This is a genomic window from Tatumella sp. JGM118 (assembly GCF_018257515.1).
Taxonomy (GTDB): Bacteria; Pseudomonadota; Gammaproteobacteria; order Enterobacterales; family Enterobacteriaceae; genus Tatumella; species Tatumella terrea.
In genome coordinates, this window is the sequence record NZ_JAERJR010000007.1 from 20,948 (window position 1) to 42,716 (window position 21,769).

17 protein-coding genes are annotated in these 21,769 nt (G+C 53.1%); 3 read left to right on the forward strand and 14 right to left on the reverse strand.

Features of this window, described 5'->3' with window-relative positions:
• The first annotated feature begins 37 nt into the window (after positions 1-37).
• The gene (ompF, locus tag JK223_RS08890; RefSeq protein ID WP_305803614.1) at positions 38-1,117 is read left to right on the forward strand and encodes a porin OmpF; all 1,080 of its coding nucleotides are present in this window, start codon (positions 38-40) and stop codon (positions 1,115-1,117) included.
• Between the two features lie 229 nt (positions 1,118-1,346).
• On the forward strand, positions 1,347-2,537 hold the full coding sequence (locus JK223_RS08895; RefSeq protein ID WP_212713834.1) for an amino acid aminotransferase: 1,191 nt from the start codon (positions 1,347-1,349) through the stop codon (positions 2,535-2,537).
• An 83-nt stretch (positions 2,538-2,620) separates the two neighbouring features.
• Here the strand turns inward: JK223_RS08895 and JK223_RS08900 are convergent, their stop codons facing one another.
• The 7 genes from JK223_RS08900 to cmoM form a co-directional block, all read right to left on the reverse strand.
• Entirely contained in the window at positions 2,621-3,250 is a 630-nt protein-coding gene (locus JK223_RS08900; RefSeq protein WP_212713936.1) for an MBL fold metallo-hydrolase, read from the reverse strand.
• A gap of 37 nt (positions 3,251-3,287) precedes the next feature.
• On the reverse strand, positions 3,288-3,839 hold the full coding sequence (locus JK223_RS08905; protein ID WP_212713835.1) for a YcbK family protein: 552 nt from the start codon (positions 3,837-3,839) through the stop codon (positions 3,288-3,290).
• Between the two features lie 174 nt (positions 3,840-4,013).
• Positions 4,014-5,855, reverse strand: coding sequence for a L,D-transpeptidase (gene ldtD, locus JK223_RS08910; RefSeq protein WP_249213550.1), 1,842 nt, complete (start codon positions 5,853-5,855; stop codon positions 4,014-4,016).
• Positions 5,856-6,000: 145 nt separating this feature from the next.
• Entirely contained in the window at positions 6,001-10,455 is a 4,455-nt protein-coding gene (gene mukB, locus JK223_RS08915; protein WP_212713836.1) for a chromosome partition protein MukB, read from the reverse strand.
• Positions 10,452-11,192, reverse strand: a complete 741-nt coding sequence (gene mukE / locus JK223_RS08920) for a chromosome partition protein MukE (RefSeq protein ID WP_212713837.1) — start codon at positions 11,190-11,192, stop codon at positions 10,452-10,454. The genes mukB and mukE overlap by 4 nt, the downstream gene beginning before the upstream one ends.
• A complete protein-coding gene (mukF, locus tag JK223_RS08925; RefSeq protein ID WP_212713838.1) occupies positions 11,173-12,495 on the reverse strand; it encodes a chromosome partition protein MukF in 1,323 nt (440 codons plus the stop codon). The genes mukE and mukF overlap by 20 nt, the downstream gene beginning before the upstream one ends.
• Complete coding sequence (gene cmoM, locus JK223_RS08930) at positions 12,492-13,277, reverse strand: tRNA uridine 5-oxyacetic acid(34) methyltransferase CmoM (protein ID WP_212713839.1); 786 nt, start codon at positions 13,275-13,277, stop codon at positions 12,492-12,494. Before cmoM ends, mukF begins: the two co-directional genes overlap by 4 nt.
• Positions 13,278-13,401: 124 nt before the next feature.
• Between cmoM and elyC the strand changes: the two genes are divergently transcribed.
• Complete coding sequence (gene elyC, locus JK223_RS08935) at positions 13,402-14,163, forward strand: envelope biogenesis factor ElyC (protein WP_212713840.1); 762 nt, start codon at positions 13,402-13,404, stop codon at positions 14,161-14,163.
• A 9-nt stretch (positions 14,164-14,172) separates the two neighbouring features.
• On the opposite strand, the gene JK223_RS08940 is transcribed toward elyC, so the two are convergent.
• The 7 genes from JK223_RS08940 to ihfB all read right to left on the reverse strand — a co-directional run bounded on the left by JK223_RS08940 (position 14,173) and on the right by ihfB (position 21,732).
• Positions 14,173-15,066 (reverse strand): phosphotransferase, encoded by an 894-nt coding sequence (locus JK223_RS08940; RefSeq protein ID WP_212713841.1) that lies wholly within the window; start codon positions 15,064-15,066, stop codon positions 14,173-14,175.
• Between the two features lie 84 nt (positions 15,067-15,150).
• Positions 15,151-15,903, reverse strand: coding sequence for a 3-deoxy-manno-octulosonate cytidylyltransferase (gene kdsB / locus JK223_RS08945; RefSeq protein WP_212713842.1), 753 nt, complete (start codon positions 15,901-15,903; stop codon positions 15,151-15,153).
• Positions 15,900-16,082, reverse strand: coding sequence for a protein YcaR (gene ycaR, locus JK223_RS08950; protein ID WP_212713843.1), 183 nt, complete (start codon positions 16,080-16,082; stop codon positions 15,900-15,902). Before ycaR ends, kdsB begins: the two co-directional genes overlap by 4 nt.
• Positions 16,083-16,227: 145 nt before the next feature.
• Entirely contained in the window at positions 16,228-17,211 is a 984-nt protein-coding gene (lpxK, locus tag JK223_RS08955; RefSeq protein ID WP_212713844.1) for a tetraacyldisaccharide 4'-kinase, read from the reverse strand.
• Complete coding sequence (gene msbA, locus JK223_RS08960; RefSeq protein ID WP_212713845.1) at positions 17,208-18,956, reverse strand: lipid A ABC transporter ATP-binding protein/permease MsbA; 1,749 nt, start codon at positions 18,954-18,956, stop codon at positions 17,208-17,210. Before msbA ends, lpxK begins: the two co-directional genes overlap by 4 nt.
• Positions 18,957-18,990: 34 nt before the next feature.
• The gene (locus JK223_RS08965) at positions 18,991-21,243 is read right to left on the reverse strand and encodes a DNA internalization-related competence protein ComEC/Rec2 (protein WP_212713846.1); all 2,253 of its coding nucleotides are present in this window, start codon (positions 21,241-21,243) and stop codon (positions 18,991-18,993) included.
• 192 nt (positions 21,244-21,435) lie between these two features.
• The gene (ihfB, locus tag JK223_RS08970; RefSeq protein WP_025902848.1) at positions 21,436-21,732 is read right to left on the reverse strand and encodes an integration host factor subunit beta; all 297 of its coding nucleotides are present in this window, start codon (positions 21,730-21,732) and stop codon (positions 21,436-21,438) included.
• Between the last annotated feature and the right edge of the window lie 37 nt (positions 21,733-21,769).

Sequence of the window (21,769 nt, forward strand, 5' to 3'; positions counted from 1 at the left end):
GGCAGTAGTCTCTAATAAACTCCAACGAGGGTAATAAATGATGAAGCGCAACATTTTAGCAGTTATGATCCCGGCTCTGTTAGTTGCAGGCGCAGCTAATGCCGCAGAAATCTATAATAAAGACGGCAATACGCTGGATCTGTACGGTAAAGTCGACGGACTGCACTACTTTTCAAAAGATACCTCTAACGATGGTGACCAGTCTTACGCACGTCTGGGTTTCAAAGGTGAAACTCAGATCAACAACTGGCTGACCGGTTATGGCCAGTGGGAATATAACCTGCCAGCAAACAATTCAGAAGGTTCTGACGCTTCTACCGGCACTAAGACCCGTCTGGGCTTCGCTGGTCTGAAAGCAGGTCAGTACGGTTCATTCGACTACGGTCGTAACTACGCGGTTGCTTATGACGTTCTGGGCTGGACCGATATGCTGCCAGAATTCGGTGGTGACTTCGGTTACACCGACACCATGACTGGCCGTGCTACCGGCGTTGCTACCTACCGTAACACCAACTTCTTTGGTCTGGTTGATGGCTGGGACTTCGCAGCTCAGTACCAGGGCAAAAACGACCGTTCAGACATCCAGCGTGCTAACGGTGACGGCTACGGTATCTCTACCAGCTACACTTCTCCAATCGGTGTCGCAGTCACAGGTGCATTCTCTTCTCAGGACCGTACCGGTCAGCAGAATGCAGCCGCTCTGGGCAAAGGCGACCGCGCTCAGGTATGGGCAACCGGCCTGAAGTATGATGCAAACAACATTTACCTGGCAGCAACTTACGCTGAAGGCCTGAACGCAACCCCTATCTCCGGTACCGTTAACGGTACTGCAGTATCCGGTTTTGCTAACAAAACTCAGGATATCGAGCTGGTTGCTCAGTATCAGTTCGATTTCGGTCTGCGTCCTTCTCTGGCATACGTTCAGACTAAAGGTAAAGACATCGAGAACGTTGGCGATGCTGACCTGGTTAAATACATCGAAGTGGGCGCGACTTACTACTTCAACAAAAACATGTCTACCTATGTTGATTACAAAATCAACCAGCTGGATGACAACAACAAACTGGGCCTGGCGACCGACAACATCGCTGCTGTAGGTCTGATTTACCAGTTCTAATCCGACAAAGTTTAGTGCTGAAACGGGGTCTTCTGACCCCGTTTTTTTTTATAGGATTCTGCCCCGCTGTACCCGCCTGAAGACTTTCACGCCATTCCTGAGACCGGTTCATTTTAAAACTTTGATCTCCCGCGGATAAAATTACCAAACAACTGTTGGCAATTGCTGTCTCTCGGGATAACCTTGGGTTCAGACGCAAACGTTTATATATATCAATCGGATCTCACTCATGTTTGAATCAATTTCTGCTGCACCAGCCGACCCTATTCTGGGACTGGCCGATCTTTTTCGGGCTGATAACCGACCTGAAAAAATTAATCTGGGTATCGGTGTTTATAAAGATGAGACCAGCAAAACCACTATTCTGACCAGTGTGAAAAAAGCTGAGCAAATCCTGCTGGAAAATGAAACGACAAAAAGCTATCTCAGTATTGATGGCTATCCTGAATTCGCCCGGCTGACTCAGGAGTTGTTGTTCAGCAAAGAGAATCCGATCATCACCGAAAAGCGGGCCTGTACGGCGCAGACGCCGGGAGGTACCGGTGCACTGCGCGTTGCGGCTGACTTCCTGACCCAACAGACAGACGTGAAACGTATCTGGGTGAGTAACCCGAGCTGGCCAAACCATAAAAGTATTTTCACCGCCAGCGGCCTGCAGGTCTGTCATTATGATTACTACGATGCCACAGCCCACCAGCTGGACTTCGGGGGGATGCTGAAATCGCTGGAACACGCAGCGCCGGGTGATGTGGTACTGTTCCACGGATGCTGTCACAACCCGACAGGGATCGACCCGACACCGGAACAATGGCAGCAACTGGCTGACCTGTCAGTGTCGCGTGGCTGGTTACCTTTATTCGATTTTGCTTATCAGGGGTTCGGACGCGGACTGGAAGAGGATGCTGAGGGGCTGCGTATCTTTGCTGAACAGCACAAAGAGCTAATGGTGTGCAGTTCCTATTCCAAAAACTTCGGTCTGTATAACGAACGTGTAGGCGCCTTCACGCTGGTGGCAGAAAATGCAGAGATCGCTGCGGCCGCATTCAGCCAGGTCAAATTTGCCATTCGTGCGAACTATTCTAACCCGCCGTCACACGGTGCAGCCGTAGTCGCAACGATCCTCGGTAACGAGACGCTGCGGACCCTGTGGGAACAGGAATTATCAGACATGCGTCAGCGTATTCAGCGTATGCGTCAGTTGTTTGTGAATACTCTGACAGAAAAAGGCGCCAGTAAAGACTTTGGGTTTATTCATCAGCAGAACGGCATGTTCTCTTACAGCGGACTGACCACTGAACAGGTTCATCGCCTGCGTAACGACTATGCTATCTACGCCGTGGACTCCGGACGTATCAATATTGCCGGAATGACGCCTGATAATATGTCCGCTCTCTGTGAGTCGATTATCGCCGTGTTGTGATCGATCGCCACTGTATGAAAAAAGCCATCCTGACGGATGGCTTTTTTGGCGGATGTTCTCTGCATCAGTGCTGATGCGGTCATTTACTGCAGAAACGGATTTGTGGTCCGTTCGCTCCCCAGCGTGGATAACGGGCCATGGCCGGGGATAAACGTTATATCATCCCCTAACGGTAACAGTTTTTCCCTTATCGAGGTCATTAACTGCTGATGATCTCCCTGCGGGAAATCACTGCGGCCCACCCCGCCTTTAAAAATCACATCCCCGGAAAATAACAGTTTATTTTGCCGATCCAGCAAGACGATATGTCCGGGCGTGTGTCCGGGACAATGTAATATTTCAAAGGATACCTTACCTAACGAGAGCGTCTCTCCTTCCTCCAGCCATTGATCGGGCTGTAAAGGGGCACAATAGGGAAAACCAAACATCTGGCTCTGCTGTGGCAGGGCATCCAGCAGGAATTTATCCCGCAACTGCGGGCCGATAACCGGTATGTTGTAAAATGCGGCCAGTTCGGCGGCGGCCCCGACATGATCAAGATGGCCGTGGGTAAGCAGAATCTTTTCCGGCGTTCGTTGCAGGTCGCTGAGTACCTTTTTTATCACCCCGGCATCCCCGCCGGGATCGATAATCGCCGTATTTCCCTGTGCCTCACACCAGACGACGGAACAATTCTGAGAAAATGCCGTAACCGGAATGAGGGTGTAATTCAACTGACTCAATGCCTGAACCTCTTTTCTGAAACACCGGTTATTGCCAGTGTCTGACCGGCCCGGTGTCGATATGAACAAAATTACTTTTTGGATAGTAGCCTACCCCGCCGGCACCCATTTTCAATGCCGCAGAGCGCACCATCGCCAGCTGAACACCTTCAATATGAAAGTCCATCGCCTGGCCCAGCGTATGGTAACTGTGTTTTGCCACTCCGCTACCGGTCGAACGTAATTTATTATTAGTCGCCAGTGAACGATAGCCGGAAATCAGCTGAACCGGTTTGCGGGTACCCAGCATAACCTGTAGCCGGTAGAGTTGCTCGAACAAATGCGGGTCGATGTTCTTTACCTTATTCGCCCGGTAATCACGGAAAAAATGATTCAGGCGTGCCAGTTCACTTTGATTATATGTTTGACCGTTAAAAAACTCGGTTTTCATCGTTTCACCGGTATGCATATTACTGAGCGTGAGTATACGGGGGCGGGCGGCAGATAACGAGGCTTCAGCCAGGCCAGGGAGTAATGCCAGCCCTGCGGCGGCGCAACCTGACAAGATGATTTTTCTGCGTTGGGAATCAAATTTATCCATGGTGATCTATAACCTGAGTGACAGCGGAACAAAAAACAGACAATGGCACATTAACCAGATGTCTCAGTCACGTCAATACAGACCCGGGGAATATCATCCCCGGCCCGACAATAAGGCAGCCAGAGGGCGTCATCCGGGCCGGCTGGCAGGATGACGCCTCTATGTGGTGGGCGGTTACAGAATAAATTTTTCTGCAGGGGCAAAACTGCTCTGCCCCCGGCGAACCAGATTATCGTAATTGTAGATATCGGTACGGAATTGCGGTTGACCATCTTCGCCTACCCAGGCGGTCAGATAATAGAGGTTAACCGGAATTCGATAACGGATAGCCAGATAGCGGGTACTCCCTTCCTGAAGAGCGCCGGATATCCGGCTGCTATCCCAGCCTACATTTTTCAGCAGGATCCCTGCGAGTTCAGCAGCCTTATTAATACGCACACAACCTGAACTTAGCGCCCTGACATCACGCTGAAACAGCATATGGTTCGGCGTATCATGTAAGTAGATGGCATCAGAACTTGGCATATTAAATTTATAACGTCCCAGCGCATTCTGTGGCCCGGGGGCCTGACGCACACGGTAAGGGAATGTCGCGGGATTTACCGCCGCCCAGTTAATGCTCTCCGGACTGATCACCTGAGCATCAGCATTCCACCCTGATAACAGGGTGAAGCCATGCTTCATCAGGTAATCCGGATCACTCTTGGCTTTCGGGACAATATCGCCACGGACCAGACTGGTGGGGACATTCCAGGGCGGATTGAGCACCACATCATTCAGCGCGCTACGCATCAATGGTGTTTTCCTGTCCGGCCGTCCGACGATAACCCGTGAGCTGAGGATCGTTTTCCCCTGCTCGTAATAGCTCATCGAAAAGTTAGGGATGTTGACCATAATGCCGTTATGCATATCGTCCGGCAGCAATCGAAGACGTTGCATGTTGAGTGCCAGCAGGCCGGCACGCATCCGTGGCGTCACGTTTAACCACTCGCGGGTCATCGGTCCGATAACGCCATCCGGGGCCAGGCCCTGCCATTGCTGAAAACGTTTCACCGCTTCCACCAGTTCAGGACCGTAAATATCTTCAGGGTTCACCGCCGGAGTCAGTGCCGGGGACGTGGTCCCGTTGCCTGCCGGGGCACTGACCTGCGAAGAAGTCGTGCCGGCGAGGGGTTTCCCCGGCAGTAAGGCGCTCTGGCTGCCTGACGCTGTCGCCGGCGCGGCGGATTGCTGCTGAGCAGAGGTGTCAGACACCGGTGTCTGCGGTACAGATACCGGAGCATTTGCACTGAGCATACCACTGCGGATTAAAATCGTGCGCAGTGTCGGGATCTCCGGGCTGCTTTCCCCCGGTCTGATAGAGATGCGGTTGGTCAGATAAGGCCATCGCTGATCCTCTGATAAGAGTTTTTTCAGCGCGGCCTGCATCGGCAGGTACTGAGGGTGACGAGGCATCAGAGAATCCATAAACACCCGCTCATTACGGGAGGTTATCGATGACTGCCAGCGGGCAATATCGCCGGTCGGGGGTAATGCCAGACTGTAAGGCGTGTCCCCGTATAACCAGCTTTCCCCTTTTATCGGGGCGCCGGCAGTAAACTGCAGATATCCCAGCATGGCATCCGATAGCAGGACATCACGCTCCATACCGGAGATATCACTGCGTGAAAGCCAGCTGACCCACTGACCGAACTGTGGCTGAACACCGGACAACGCGACTTCAGCCAGCTGTTGCTGAAATTTTTCGACCGCCACCGGATCCTGCCACATCGGTTGCATATGCCGGGACTGATAAAGTGAGGCTAACGTGGATGAATAATAAAGATGAACTCCGGCAGGTAACGCCGCGATGACCGCATTAAAATTGTGTCTTACCGGTACAGAATGCTCACCGGAAGTATGCACCGGATGACCGGTAAGTGTCTGAGCAGCAAATAACGAGGTTACCGGTGCCAGCATCAGTGAAAAACTACACAATATCGTTACAGGCCGTAATTTAAGACCATTATTCAACATCCCTGCCCCCTTATGTCTTACCGTAATGACTACATTAGCCCGGATTTTTCTTCTTTACACGAATAAGCGCCACTAAAACAATAAAACGGTATTTGCTGAAAAACAAATACCGTTTTATGTCATTTATTTACCGGAATTGCGACACTCAATGTTGAGGTGCCGGGCCGCCGGATGTTGCGCTCACGGAAGGCTCGGGAACAAATCCCCGCAAGCCGACGACATGAACGTGTTCGGTGTTATTCACCACTTTACGGACCAGTTTATAGGTGGTTCCCTTCTCCGGACTGATATTTTCCGGCGCAGCGATCACCAGCTGCATATCCAGACGTTCGCACAGTTCAAACAGAGTCGCTATTGAACGACCATCCAGTCGGGCCGCTTCATCCAGGAACAGCAGACGACAAGGGGAAATATCCTTGCCACGCAGACGACGGGACTCTTCTTCCCAGCTCTGCACGACCATGACCAGGATGGACATCCCGGTACCGATCGCTTCCCCGGTCGACAGCGCCCCGCTTTCTGCACGTAACCAGCCATCTGACCCACGGTTGACCTCAACTTCCATTTCCAGGTAGTTACGGTAATCCAGCAGCTCTTCACCGATGACCTGTGGTGTCCGTTGTCCCATATCAATCTGCGGGTTCAGACGCTGATACAGTTTGGCCAGCGCTTCTGAGAAGGTCAGGCGCTGGCTGTTAAACAGATCCTGATGCTGCTCATGATCATTGGCCAGCGTTTCCAGTAATACGGAGTGAGCTTCCCGCACATTTACGTTCAGGCGCACACTGTTCACCTGGCCGAAACTGACGCCCTGAAGCCCCTGGTTGAGCTGACGGATGCGGTTCTGTTCACGCTGGATGGTTTTGCGCAGAATATTTGCCGCACTCCGTGAACTGATCGCCAGATGTTTCTCGCGGGCGGTCAGCTCTTCTGTCAGACGGTTCAGTTCAATCTCCATCTGCTCGATGGCTTCTACCGGGTCATCGGTACGGATGATATCCTGACGGATACGCTCACGCAGATGCTGGTAAACGGCGATAAAGAATCGGATCTTACGTTCCGGGTATTTCGGATCTTCGGATAACCTCAGGACATCACGCAGATGCTCATTATCCGCCACCGCCAGACGTAATGCCCCGAGGGCCTTATCCGACATAGAACGTAATTCATCCCCGCCCAGATAGGCCAGCTCACGGCGATGCAGGCGGCGTTCGATACCGTTATCCTTCACCAGCCGCATGACCGTGCACCATCCGGCTTTCGCACGCACGACCTGTTCACGCTGCTGAACGTAATCCCGCTCCAGTTTGCGCAGGCGTTTTTGCAGTGCATCCATTTCGGCTTCACAGAAAGAGATCTGCTTCTCCAGCTGGTTACTGCGGGCACGGTTACGGCTCAGTGATTCATAGAGTTCATCACGACGTGATTTAGCCCGTTCTTCTGCACGAACATCCGCAGCCACACCGATAGCCTGCATTTCAAGGTGCAGTTCTTTCAGCATATCCTGTTTCGCTTCGTACGAACTTTTAAGCGATGCCAGAACCTGAGTATATTGGGTTAGCATCGCCTGATGCTCACGCAGCCGTTCGCGGGCATGGGCACGTTCACCTTCAGCCTGCTCCAGTTGCTTACGCAGTTTATTACTCAGGTCACTGTTACCGTCCACCATGCTGCCGGAATCGGAGTAACTGAAGTGAGCGCGGCGCTGAATAACCTCGGTCAGCGCAAACGACTGCTGACGATATTCGCGCTGTTTTTGCTGCGCGGTCTGATAATCGGCCTGCAGTTGCTCGTGCTGCTGCGGATCGTTTTGCAGCACCGACAACATCGACTCAAGTTTGTTAATCCGTACGCCGTGCTGATGCAGGAAGCGGGAGGCTTCCTGCGCCTCTTCCACCTGCTCACGGATCTCTTCATAACGATCCGCCAGCGTTTCGTCCAGCAGCAGGCTGACCCGCGGAAGCAGCCGGTTAAGTTTTGCCACCCCGTCTTTGGCAGATTCATACTGCTGACGCTGCTGAACCGTCTCACTTTCATGCTGATTCAGTGCGCGTTCCACATCCAGACGACGGGCATTGAGTTCGCGGATCTGCTGTTCAGGATCCTGCTCGAAGGCGATGGCCAGATGGCTGCCGATAAAGCGGCTGAACGACTGATGTAAGCGCTGGGTTTTCTGAACATCGAACGACAACGTCGCGTAGGTTTCGGCCAGTTTATCCCGTTCGTTGTACAGCAGTTCCAGCTGATTTTCGCGCGCAGCACGGCCGAAAAGCGGGACTTTCGGGAAACGGGAATAACGCCATTGACGGTCGGCCACTTTAACAATGACGGCACCATCCAGTTCATCTGCACTGAAGACACTGTCATCAAACGACTGCGGGTCCCCTTCGATCAGGTACAGATCTTCCGGACACTCTTCGAGACCGGCCAGTTGTTCCTGAATCAGCGACAGGTCAGGAACGACAATCGCATGGCGGGAAGGCCCGTAGAGGGCTGAGAAGTACGGCGCATCGTCGAGGGTAACGTCGTCATAAATTTCAGACAGTAGTACCCCGCCGAAACGTTCAGCCAGTTGTGTCAGTCGGGCATCCTCAGCACCGCCTGGCTGGCTCAGCCGCTCAATTTGTTGTTCCGTTTCACGCTTACGGGCAGCGATGGCATCACGTTCAACCGTCGTTTCACGCTCTTTCTCCAGCAGCTGCTGCATGTAACCGGTCACCTGCTGACTGCTGGTCAGCGCCTGGCCGGTCTGCTCGCTGAGCTGAGTCAGGATCTCCTGTGCCGCCAGCCAGTGTGGTGCTTTGCTGGTCAGTGACGTGATTTTTTCGCGGATCTGGCTCAGTGTCTGACGCAAGGTCAGGCGGTGTTCTCCGGCGTCGGCAACCCGCTCTGACAGCGATTCGATCTGCGCTTCCAGTTCACGGTGCAATCCGTCCAGAGCATCGGCATCGTACTGACGCCCCTGGCTTTTACAAAATTCCGCCAGTAAACGCTCCGCGTCGTGTTGTTCGCGTAAACGTTGCTCCAGTTCAGACAGGCGTAAGCGCAGGGAGGATAATTCATCGGCATAGTGGCGCTGATTGGCGGCATCGCGGATGATCTCGCGACCGGTTTGCCAGGCTTCATGGCGCCCTACCGGGCCGGCAATCTGATTAACCAGGGCCAGTGCCTGCTCGAACTGACTGTGCGCGGCATCAGCAACACTCAGTTTCTGTTCCAGAGTCAGTAACAGCTCCGTGGCTTCTTCTTCTCTGGCGCTGAAACGCTGCTGCCACTCTTCGGCATTTTCCAGGGAAAGATCAGAAATGCCACACAGCTCGCGGGCGCGCTGTAATGCCTGAATGGCTTGCTGGTACTGAATCGCACGGGTTTGCTGAACATCCAGAGCCTGCTGAAAATCTGCTAACTGGCTCTTCAGCTCATCCACTTCCAGCTCAGCATCTTCTGCACGCTGCTGGTTATCTTCATGGATTTCTTCGGCTTCGGCCACCACTTCCTGCTGCTCTTCCAGCCGGTAACTGAGTTCTTCCAGTTCACCTTCATAGCGCGTGATCTTTTCCTGCTGACGAACAGCCGTCTGAACCAGGTTCAGGTGATCACTGGCCGCCTGATATTCGGCTTCGGATTCTTTTTCCGAGCCGGACAGTTCAGCCAGCTCGCGTGCCATTTCCACATGACGGTACTGACCGCTCGCCAGTTCCTGACGGCCGGTAAATAGCTCATTACGCAATAACAGCGCGCCATCGAGGTGCGTACGTCGCTCGTTGGCATGACGCATATAATCGGCGGCAACATAATCGGTCGCTTCGGTGATCAGGTGCTTAAATAAATTACGGTCAGACTGGGTTACCCGAATGGCTTCGAGCGTCATCCTGTTTTCACGCAATGCGGCTTCCATATCCTGGAAGGCCTTACGCACACCGCCGTTTTCAGGTAACAGATAGTCACGCAGTGAGCGGGTGATGGCGCTGGAAATACCGCCATATAACGAGGCTTCAAGCAGACGATAGAATTTACTGCGGTCACCCTGGGTACGCAGACGACGGGCAACGATACCCTGCTCGAACATCATGCTGTGATAATCGGTTACCGAGTTGTACTGACGAAAAGTGATCCCTTCCTGAAGCTCCAGACGCTCTTTCACTTCATTCAGCGACAGGACTTTTGCCTGACGAGAGTTCACCACCTCGGTCAGCAACTCTGTCGGGTTTAATTCTGCCGGGACATCATGCAGGCTGAAAGGCCGGATATCGACTTTCTTATCACGCCCGGTCACCTGCTGCAGACGCACACCGGCAATTACGCGCTGTCCGCGTGAGTTGATCACATCGAGGATGGAATAACAGACACCGGCCCGCAGTTTTCCGTGCAGCCCTTTATCCCGGGAACCACTGGTGGCCCCCGCTTCGGTGGTATTACGGAAATGCAGCAGAGTCAGGTCCGGAATCAACGCGGTCACAAATGCTGCCATGGTGGTGGATTTACCCGCACCATTACCGCCGGATAACGTGGTTACCATATTATCGAGATCAAAGGTCCGGGCAAAAAAACCGTTCCAGTTAATCAATGTCAGCGATCGAAACTTTCCACGTTCAATCATTCCTCGTCATCCTCCCCGCTTTCTGCGGAATCTTCACTGAACTGCTCATTTTCTGCCTCCGTGCCACGGCCTGCCGGGTCTGCTGTTTCCGTCTTCTCCAGGGAGACGGCTTCACCATCACGGATTAACCGCAACTGGGCTTCACGCGGTTCATCACCGCTACGGACTTCAGCACCAAAGCGGAATACCGATTCCATAATGCGGAACTTAGAGTTGTCATTCCCCATAAACCAGACCATCCCCAGCCGGCGAAGGCGGTTCAGGGAAGCCCTGACTTTCTCCTGCAGTCGGGTACGATCCAGATCAGAGCCGGTCGACCGCTGGTTAACAAAGCGCAGCAGTTTGCTTTCGTCAGCCAGTGCCAGCAGCTCATCGTAGAGTTCCTGCTGGGTAAAAATGCCCTCATTCGCCAGCCGTTCCGGGCTCAGGTAGAGGTAGCACAATATTTTACCGACCATCATGTCCAGCTCAGATAACACTGAGCGGGCAATCAGCGTGGTAGAACGTGGACGCAGATAGAAAAATCCTTCCGGGGCACGGACTAACTCCACGTGGTACCGGGCATAAAACTCTTCCAGTTCTGCCTGAAAATCCATCAGGAAGGCATGATTATCTAATTCTTCAAATCCGATATGACGCCCGGCCCGTAACTGGCTATCCAGCGCAGGAAAAACCGGGTTTGCCAGTGCCTGTGCCAGCTTAAGCGGCATCACTTGTTCAATATTTGTCAATGACATGTGCCTGCACCTTGGCTCCGTAATCATTAATAGACTGCCACTGCGCAGGTAACCCTGCTAAGTCGGCTTCAGAAACGCCCAGACTGACTGCCTGATCGATAATAATTCTGGCTAAATCAAAATGTCGCGCCCGTGGATACTGAGCCAGATAGTCGCGCATCACGGTCGCCAGATTCAGCGGTATCGCCTGTTCCTTATAGACACGCAGAGCTTCTTCAATCATGGCCATCAGCTGTTCTCTGATCTCATTGAACTCTTCAAATTCAAGTTCATTCGGCAGTTCGCCGGTGACTTCATCATTACGTAAGATCAGTTCATCTTCACGGGTATCGAATAAACGATCGGCGCTGGCATAGCTCAGCCCCCATGGCGCATCGAAATAACCTTGTATCGATTGTCTTAACCGCTGGGCAAAGACGCGATTTTTATCCATATCAATCGCAGTACGGATAAATTTATGTACATGCCGATCATACCCGATCCAGAGATCGATCGCCTGCTGGCCCCAACTGGTGATACGGTCGAGTTTGTTTTGCAGATCAAACACCAGTTTATCCACAAACCCCAGATCCGGGCTGTTCAGTGTCGCATCCTGAATCCGCAGCAGATTGGCTTGTAACTTATCGCCCGCAGCCTCCAGCGTATCCTGTAATTCACGCAGAATACCGGAGGTTTCAGACAGCAGGAGTTCACAACTGGAGATAGCCGCCCGCCAGTCTTTATTCAGCAGGGCCGCAATATCTTCTTTTACCCCCTGCTGCTGTTCATCCATCGACCGCTGTGTCAGATCAATACTGTCAAAGATCTCCGCGACAGAATATTTAAGCGGAGCAAATACATTCCGATGCCAGTGGAATTCATCCCCGTTTTCTTCGGCCGCATCCGCAGCGCGCTTAAGTTCATTGGCGACGATAGAGAGCTGCATCGACAATCGTAAGGTCGAAAACTCACGCTGCCGGATATAATAGTCGGTAATACCGATACCGAGTGGCGTCAGACGGTAGATCGCGTGTCCGTCTGCCTGTTCGCTGGTAAAACGGTTTAACAGCCGCTGACGTACCATGTCATTAATGGCGTTGTTCGCTCTGGCCTGAACGGTTTCTTTGGTCTGTTCAAAGGCTTTACTGACATGACGGAAGCCGTCGATCAGTTCGCCTTCGCTCAGTTCACCATCCATCCGTTCGCCATTTAATGTCGCGATTGTCAGCAGGAAAGCCAGACGCTCCGTAGGCAGCGAAATTGAAAAATCGCTTTTACGGGCCCAGGAGACCAGTTCCGGGATCGTCTGGGAGAAATCACTCATAATTGATCCTTCTGCAGTGGTTTGCGCGCAGTGACGTGAATATAGCGCCCCAGACTCAGGTACGGTTCCTGGCGGCTGAAGCGTCTTTCCATTTCAAGGATCCCGTCAAAGCCATTAGCACTGGGGGGCATATCACGAATAAAATCACTGAACACACGGATCCCTGCCCGCTGTTCAATAATAAATCCGCATTCGGTTAACCAGTGATACACCTGTACGGGGTCACGGGGATAATCCGGGGACAGTGTCCGTCTTTTACGTTTTTTCATATCTGCCCGTAAATAGCCAAAATTCCCCAGTGTCAGGTTCTGCATCACCAGACCATTCAGGTTATAAAACATCAGCGATAACACCCCGCCGGGGGCTAACGCATTATAGATTGCCTTCAGCGCCGTTTCAGGTTCGGCCACCCATTCAAGCACAGCATGAAACAATACCAGATCCGCGGGTTTATCCAAATGGTCTGCAATATCCTGCACCCGCATTTGTTTAAAAACCATGTTCCCGCTGACACCCAGACGCTGCGCATTTTCTTCTGCACGCTCCAGCATCTTGCCGGAAACGTCCCCCAGCAGGATATGGTGCCCGCTGGCCGCCAGCCCGCAGGAGATTTGTCCCATCCCGCCGCCGGCATCGACTATCGACAACGGGCCTGCCGGGAGCGTCGGTAAAATCTCATCGAGCTCATCGCGAAGAATTGCCTGGCGGATCTGACCTTTCGCGGTGCCATAAATGTTTTGAGAAAACTTCTCCGCAAGATCATCGAAATTACGATCCTTCATGACAAAAGCTCCGGATGGGTCACGTAAGAAATATGCTATTTTGTCACAGGTCTTGTAAGAATGAATCTTTCATCCTTTATATTGCTACCGGCTGCTGTTTTTTCAGACAAAACTGGTGATATTTATGCTTTTTATGCTCAAAAAAATGATCGGGGGAATGCTGTTGCCTCTGCCGCTGCTCCTTATCTGCATGGGGCTGGCGCTTTTATTATTATGGTTTACGCGTTGGCAAAAGACGGCCCGGATATTACTTTCAGTCAGCTGGGTTATTTTATTACTGTTAAGCCTGCAACCCGTCGCCGATCGCCTGCTGGCCCCGCTGGAGTCAGAGTATCCGACGCTCCGCGACGGGCGGCCCGGTGACTATATCGTCGTATTGGGTGGCGGATATACCTATAACCCCCGCTGGGCACCGGGATCCAATCTGATCGGCAACAGCCTGCCCCGGGTGACCGAAGGTGTGCGGTTGTGGCGTCTCTCTCCGGGAGCGAAGATGATCTTTACCGGTGCCAGAGCGCAGGGAAATCCGCGCAGTAATGCCAGTGTGGCTGCAGAAGTCGCTGAATCACTGGGCGTCCCGCCACAGGATATCATTCAGCTGGATAAGCCCAAAGACACTGCAGAAGAAGCCGCGGCTGTCCGGCAACTTATCGGTAATCATCCACTGATCCTGGTCACATCCGCCAATCATCTGCCAAGAGCGATGCAATTTTTCCGCCAGCAAGGGTTAGCGCCTGTTCCTGCACCGGCAAATCAGATGGCCATCACCAGCCCCCTGAATTTTTGGGAAAAATTAACCCCCTCCCCGCTCTGGCTGTCACACAGCGAGAGAGCATGGTATGAAACACTGGGAAGAATGTGGCAGAGCCTGACAGACAAGGCCTGATTGTTGTGGTTATTCGAGCCAGGGAAGCAGGTTATCCCTGGCCTCAGAATATAATTCCGTCGAAAACGGGCGATTATGAATTAACTGCTCCACCTGGTCCCATAGGCGATAGAGCGAACATCGCCAGATAAACCCCTCATCAACGCCGTATTTTTTCAGATAACACTGTAACAGGCTCTGTTCCCGGGGCGAGTTTTGTAAGCGAAAAAGTTCATACTCTGCCGGTGCCCAGAGCACTCTTCCCGGTTGTACCATTGCCAGCAAATGCCCTGTACGGGGATCTTTAATAATCGTATTCAGGGTCAGGTTGCCATGCACCAGCACATTAGGGGCATTAAGATCAGCAAATAACGTCTCATGGCAGAGCAGACTGCGGTGCAGCAGTTGCTGGTCATCAGCCGGGATCGCCGTTTGACGTTTCTGCCGCAGCAACGCGAGGAGCACGGAGGTGTGTTGAAGATACCAGTCAGGCCAGCGGATTTTCTGAGTGCTGTCGACATAGCCACTCATCCCGTCTGCGGAATGTGAGTGCCACGCCCCCAGCCCTTCCGTAATTTGCTGTGCCAGTGTCTGCCATTGTTCAGCCGAAGAGGCCGGGGCTTCAGCAGAGATGCCTCCGATACGCCCCATCAACAATAATTCATGAAACGGCAGCCGTTCACTGACGACGACACCATAGACGACGGGGACAGGGATCGTCCCTTTCTGACGCAACAGCATCAGCTTTCTGGCTTGCTGTTCGGCCAGACCAGGCTGAGAAAAACAGCGTACGGCCATCGGCATCGCATGACCTGACCGGTCATAAATAGCGTACAGACAGGATTGTGACTGGCAATGTAGCGTCTCAATCCGGCTGATCGATTCCCCGAGGATCAGGCTGAGTTCTGCCTTTAACAGTTCCATTTTTCCTCCTGATAAGCTGCATCTCATGGCCCGCTATCAGGGACATTTCGTCAGCCTTTCTCCTGCCTGCCGAACCGGAAATGATTACTTTTCTGCCAGAATCTCTCGCACACGCTCAAGATCTGCCAGGGTATCCACACCCACTTGCGGAGTTTCCAGCGCGACATCCACATGTATTTTTTCACCGTACCAGAGCACCCTTAACTGCTCGAGCAGTTCGATCTGCTCCAGCGCGCAGGGCTGCCAGCGGATATAACGGCGGATAAACCCGGCACGATACGCATAAATACCGATATGTCTTAACAGGGTGTCACCAATCGTCTCCCGTGACGCAGCATAACGTTCACGATCCCAGGGGATCGTGGCGCGGGAGAAGTAAAGCGCATAACCCTGATGATCGGTCACCACTTTAACGGCGTTCGGGTTAAACGCTTCTTCTGCTTCTGTCACAGGAACCGCCAGGGTCGCCATGCCTGAGCTGGCCTGTGCCAGGTTTCCGGCCACCTGACGAATGATCGCCGGCGGGACCAGAGGTTCATCCCCCTGCACATTCACAATAATGGTATCGTCAGCCAGCTGACAGGTATCAATCACCTCAGCCAGTCGCTCAGTCCCGGAATTGTGATCTTCACGGGTCATACATACTTCACCCCCCGCGGCAGTGACGGCTTCAGCCACCGCAGGATGATCTGTCGCCACGATCACACGGTCAGCACCGGAGGCCAGCGCCTTATGCAGCACGCGGACAACCATCGGCAGGCCATTAATGTCGACCAGAGGTTTTCCGGGCAGACGTGTAGACGCATATCGGGCAGGAATGATGACCACAAAACTCATGACAGGCTCTCATCCGCTGTCAATGTACGGGCTTCATTTTCAAGCAGAACGGGAATACCGTCACGCACCGGATAGGCTAAGCCATCAGGTTTGCAGACAAGTTCCTGCTGTTGCTGGTTATACTGCAATTTACCATTGCAGACCGGGCATGCCACTATTTCGAGTAAACGGTGATCCATATTTCCTCCATCACGGACCGCGGGGACTGAACGCTAGCATATCACAGCCGCCCGGGAGGAAACATGGTTTGTCATGGCCGGGAAAAGAAAACAGAGGCCATCAGGCCTCTGTCATAGAACGGGGTTCAGGGGATCACAACCGGTATTATGGTCGCTGGCTGAGGCGGACGACTTTATCCAGTAACGCCGGTGCGGCTTCCCCGCTCAGTCGCGCCGTCACCGGCAGATACCACCAGTTGGCCCGGGCAAACTGGCGGCATTTTACCGCATCCTTCTCGGTCATCAGCAGTTGCTGTTCGCCGGTAAGCAATACCTCGAGTTCCTGTGCTGAATAGGCATGATGGTCAGCGAAAGCAATTTCGGCCTCCGGGGTCACACCGCGGGATTTCAGTGTTGAAAAGAAACGGGGAGGATGGCCAATACCCGCCATGGCGACGATATTCGTCAATGACGACAGTGGCCGGGTTTCACCACTGAGTAAATTTACCGCCTCTCCGGAGACCAGCTGCATGGTAATTTCACCGTCATGAGCTTCACCCCCATTGGTCACTACCGCATCCACTTCCTGCAGGCGTGATGCACGCTCGCGCATAGGCCCGGCAGGCAGCCACCAGCCATTGCCAAACCGTCGCATACCATCGACGACCACGACTTCGAGGTCACGCCGTAACGCATAGTGCTGTAACCCGTCGTCAGTAATAATCACTTCGACCGGTGATGATTTCAACAGAGCTGCCACCGCGTCCGAACGCCGTGGCGCGACGGCGACAGGCACGCCGGTGCGCTGATAAATCAGCACCGGTTCATCACCGGCCTCCGCCGTAGTGGTTGTGTCTTTCAGGACCAGAGGATAACGTTCTGATTTTCCGCCATATCCCCGGGAAACAACCCCTGCGGAAATGCCTCTGGCTCTGAGTTGTTCCACCAGCCAGATAACCACCGGTGTTTTACCGTTACCACCGGCGGTCAGGTTACCTACCACAACCACCGGAACGGGCGCCTGCCAGCTTTTACGCCAGCCACGACGATAGCTCCAGCGGATAACGGCCGTAACCGCACCATACAGCAGGGAAAATGGCAGCAGCAGCCGCCACCAACCTGACTGTCCGCTCCAGAGGCGCTCAATCATTGCCCGAACTGCATGTTATGAAGCTGGGCATAAGCCCCGCGTTTCTCCAGCAATTCTGTGTGAGAACCGCGTTCGATAATGCGCCCGTCTTCGACCACCACGATCTCATCCGCATTTTCGATGGTCGACAAACGGTGAGCAATCACCAGGGATGTTCTGTTTTTCTGCAGTTCATCCAGAGCCGACTGGATCGCGCGCTCAGATTCGGTATCGAGTGCCGAGGTTGCTTCATCCAGGATCAGGATAGGACAATCGCGCAATAACGCCCTGGCGATGGCGATACGCTGACGCTGCCCGCCGGATAACAGAACACCGTTTTCACCGATCACCGTATCCAGGCCGTGTTCCATTTTGCCGATGAAGTCCATGGCATGGGCCATTCTGGCAACACGTTCGACATCCTCACGGCTGTATTGTGACTCACGGGCGTAAGCGATGTTATTGGCAATCGTGTCATTGAACAGGTGCACATTTTGCGACACCAGCGCCACCTGGTTACGTAATGACTGCAGGGTATATTCTTTCAGATCATGGCCATCCAGCGTGATTTCACCGGACTGAATATCGTAAAAACGGGTCAGCAGACTGGCAATGGTCGATTTACCCGAGCCGGAGCGGCCTACCAGGGCGATCGTTTTACCGGCCGGCAGATCCATAGAGATATTATGTAATGCCGGTATTTCACGGCCAGGGTAACAGAAGGTCACATTACGGAACGCGATGTCTCCCCGGGCACGGGAAATCACACGGGTACCGGTATCCGTTTCCTGCTCAGAGTCCAGGATGGTGAATAAGGTCTGGCAGGCCGCCATACCGCGCTGGAATTGCGCATTCACGTTGGTCAGTGACTTCAACGGACGCATCAGTGCAATCATCGAGGAGAAAACGACAGTAATTGTCCCTGCGGTCAGCGTATCCATGACTGCCGGGAAACTCGCAGCGTACAGGATAAACGCCAGTGCCAGCGAGGCAATCAGCTGAATAATCGGGTCTGAAATAGAAGAAGCGGAAACCAGCTTCATCCCCTGCTGTCGCATGCGGTTACTGACGACATCGAAGCGTTTAGTCTCAATTTCCTGCCCACCAAAGATCAGGACTTCTTTATGCCCTTTGAGCATCTGCTCGGCACTGGTGGTGACCTGCCCCATCGTGTTCTGCATGGTCTTACTGATGTTACGGAAACGTTTGGAGACCAGGCGGATAGCAAAAGAGACAATCGGCGCCAGTACGATCAGGATCAACGACAGCTGCCAGCTATAGTAGAACATCATGATAAACAGGCCGATAATCGAGGCCCCTTCCCTGACGACCGTCACCAGCGCACTGGAAGAGGAAGAGGCTACCTGTTCAGAGTCATAGGTGATTCGGGAAAGCAAGGTCCCGGTCGATTGCTGGTCAAAGAAGGCCACCGGCATTCCCATCATATGAGCAAACAAGCTGCGACGCATCCGCATGACGACATTACCGGAAACCCAGGAGATGCAGTAACTTGAGACATAACTGGTGATGCCACGCATCAGCATCAGGCCAATCACGGCTAAGGGCATCCAAATTAAAACGGATTTATCGGCTTTACCAAACCCGTCATCAAGCAGAGGTTTAAGTAACGATAACATCAGGGTGTCACCGGCGGCATTTAGCACCAATGCAATCGCTGAGACGATCAGTCCCGCCTTATGGGGGGCGATCATTGGCCAGAGCCGACGGAATGTCTGCCACGTTGAGAGATCTTTATCTGAATGCATTATTTCTTCACGTTGTTTGAGATTACCGGCTATTCTACCCGGATTCAGGCTTTACACCAAACCACTGATGATACCAGCGGGGGAAAATTTCTTCGCGCATTTCTGAGAGTTGATACTGGCGATGAGAGATCCGCAAGGAGATTTGCCCCGATACTGCCGTATCCGACCAGCGAAAACCGGCGTTACGGTAACGTTCAATAACCTTCAGCGACGGCATTTTCCAGGCGTTATAACGGGCAACCGATGCCATGGCCACCTCTCCCTTCACCGTCCTGAGCAGCACCGGGGATGACGAGGTATTACTGCCGTGATGCGGGACCTGGAGAAAGGTTGCCTGCAGGTGCTGTTTCTCCAGCGAAACAAGTTTCATTTCTGCCTGACGCTCCAGATCCCCGGTCAGCAACAGACTAAAAAAACCATCTGAGACTTTAATGACACAGGACTCATTATTCTGGCCGTTTGTGCCACCCGCGGGAGGCCAGAGCACACTAAAGCTGAGTCGCTGCCATTGCCAGCGCTCTCCGCGTACGCAGCGAAGATATCCGCGGCGGGAAAATGCTGTTCTGACCGGTGTTGCCGGCCAGTAAGAGAGGACCCCATTGAGACCGCCATAATGATCCAGATGACGATGGCTGATAATCACTTGCTGCAATTTTAATCCGTGACTTAACAACCAGGGAACAATAATACGTTCTCCGGCATTACTTTGCTGCCAGCGATTGCCGGTATCATAGACCACCGCTTCATCTCCCTGACTTATCACCACGGCCAGGCCATGCCCGACATCCAGCATATCCACTCGCCATTCGTCATTGCGGGGCGGATAACGCCATAGCAGACAGCAGAGTAATAATGCCAGGCCGTGAAAGGGATAATGAAAGCAGGCCGCGGAGCGAAAAAAGAGCAGGCCACCCCAGACCACCGGGCCCCACAGATAAACATCGGTCACATACCACCATCCCGGTGGCGGAGACTCAAGCAACATCACCAGCAGTGTGAGAGATTGATCGGCCAGTTGCCAGAAGAGTCCGGAAAGCCCCGTGGGGATAAGGAGTAATGCCAGCCCTGCAACGGGTAACGTAAACAGAGAAATCAGCGGAATGGCGATCAGATTCGCAGGTAAAGCCAGCAGGCTGGTACCGTTAAATAATAATGCCTGTAGCGGTAACATCAGTAGCAACATCCCCGACTGCAGATGTAATAGCTGCAGACTTCGCCAGCGCCAGTGCCGGGCATAATACCGAGGCAAGGCAAACCACCGGTACCAGATCAGTAACATCAGGACCGCCAGCGTTGATAGCCAGAAGCTTTCGGATAAGACAAACATCGGGTCACTGAGCAACAGGAGCCCCGCGCACAATAGCCAGACCTGCCAGCTGTTGAAATTAAAATAATGCTGGCGAAATATCTGCCAGAACGTCATTGCCAGCATGGCCCGTAATGCCGGCGCCTGCATTCCGGAGAGCCAGGTATAACAGGCCGCCAGTAACAGACTGATAATGCCTGGCAGAAAGGGGGTAATCAGACGGGCCGGTAACCCCCGCTGAAGATATCGCACGATCCCCCATCCCGATGCCGCCGCAAGCCCGATATGCATACCCGAGATAGCCATCAGGTGTGCAATGCCGGTCTCACGAAACAGTTGTGAAACCTGCGGGGATAACCTGTCCCGGACACCAAACAGCAGAGCCTGAAGGACACCGCCGTACTTCAGCCCAGCCATTGCTTCGTCCGCCGCGGCCATAATCCCGGCCCTCAGACTACAATCTGCCGTAAGAACTTTTTTTTGCAGGATCCGGCCGCTAATCGGCCGGTAAGCGGCTAAGGCTGTACGTTGCTGATCATAGCCACCTTCATTCAGACGACCATGCACCGGACGTAATCTCAAACGCATCAGCCACCGCTGTCCGGGACAAAACGCGCCGACCTCTTCGCCCACATTCACCCTGGCCTGCAAGGCAGGAAACTGAGGTTGCCCGGAAATCCTCAGGATTTTGATACTCATCTGCTGCCGGTATTGCTCAGTGGCGATAACCCTGACTTCGGCCGCGAGTGGTCTTTGGGTCAGTGCCTCCATCTGGTGAACTTGCTGCCGGGCTACCAGCACTCCCCAGCAGAAGATACCTCCCAGCCAGGCCAGCGCCTGTAATGCCCGTAATTCGCTGCGTAGCAATAAGAAGGACAGTAATACGATGCCACAGAGTACGCTGCCGGACGGCAGTTCCGGCAAGAAGAGTAATGCAGATAACGCGAAGATGGTAATGCCGGAAAACAGTATCAGACTCATATTCCCCTCCCGGAGTCGGAGGAGAAGAGTGCCTGCTCTGGTACAGCAGTAACAACCTCTGTCAGAGAGAATGCGCGTGAGAACCACAGAGATTATTTAGCGAAGTCACACGGGGGGAAGTTTTATCGGGCGGGTTCACAACAGGCAAAAAAAACGATACCCTAAGGTATCGTTTTTAGCATCTTCTGAAATTCAGGCTTTGGCATTAACCGCTAAATTCGCACGGTCACGTAACTCTTTGCCCGGTTTGAAGTGGGGAACGTATTTACCTTCCAGTTCCACTTTGTCACCCGTTTTCGGGTTACGGCCAGTACGAGGAGCACGGTAGTGCAAAGAAAAACTGCCAAATCCCCGGATTTCGATGCGTTCGCCTTGTGCCAGGGTCGATGCCATATGTTCAAGCATCTCTTTAACCGCATCCTCAACAGCCTTAGCCGGTATATGAGTTTGCTGGCTGGCAAGGCGTTCGATCAACTCTGACTTAGTCATGAATCCTCCGGTGATTTCCTTTAGGGAACTTTTGACA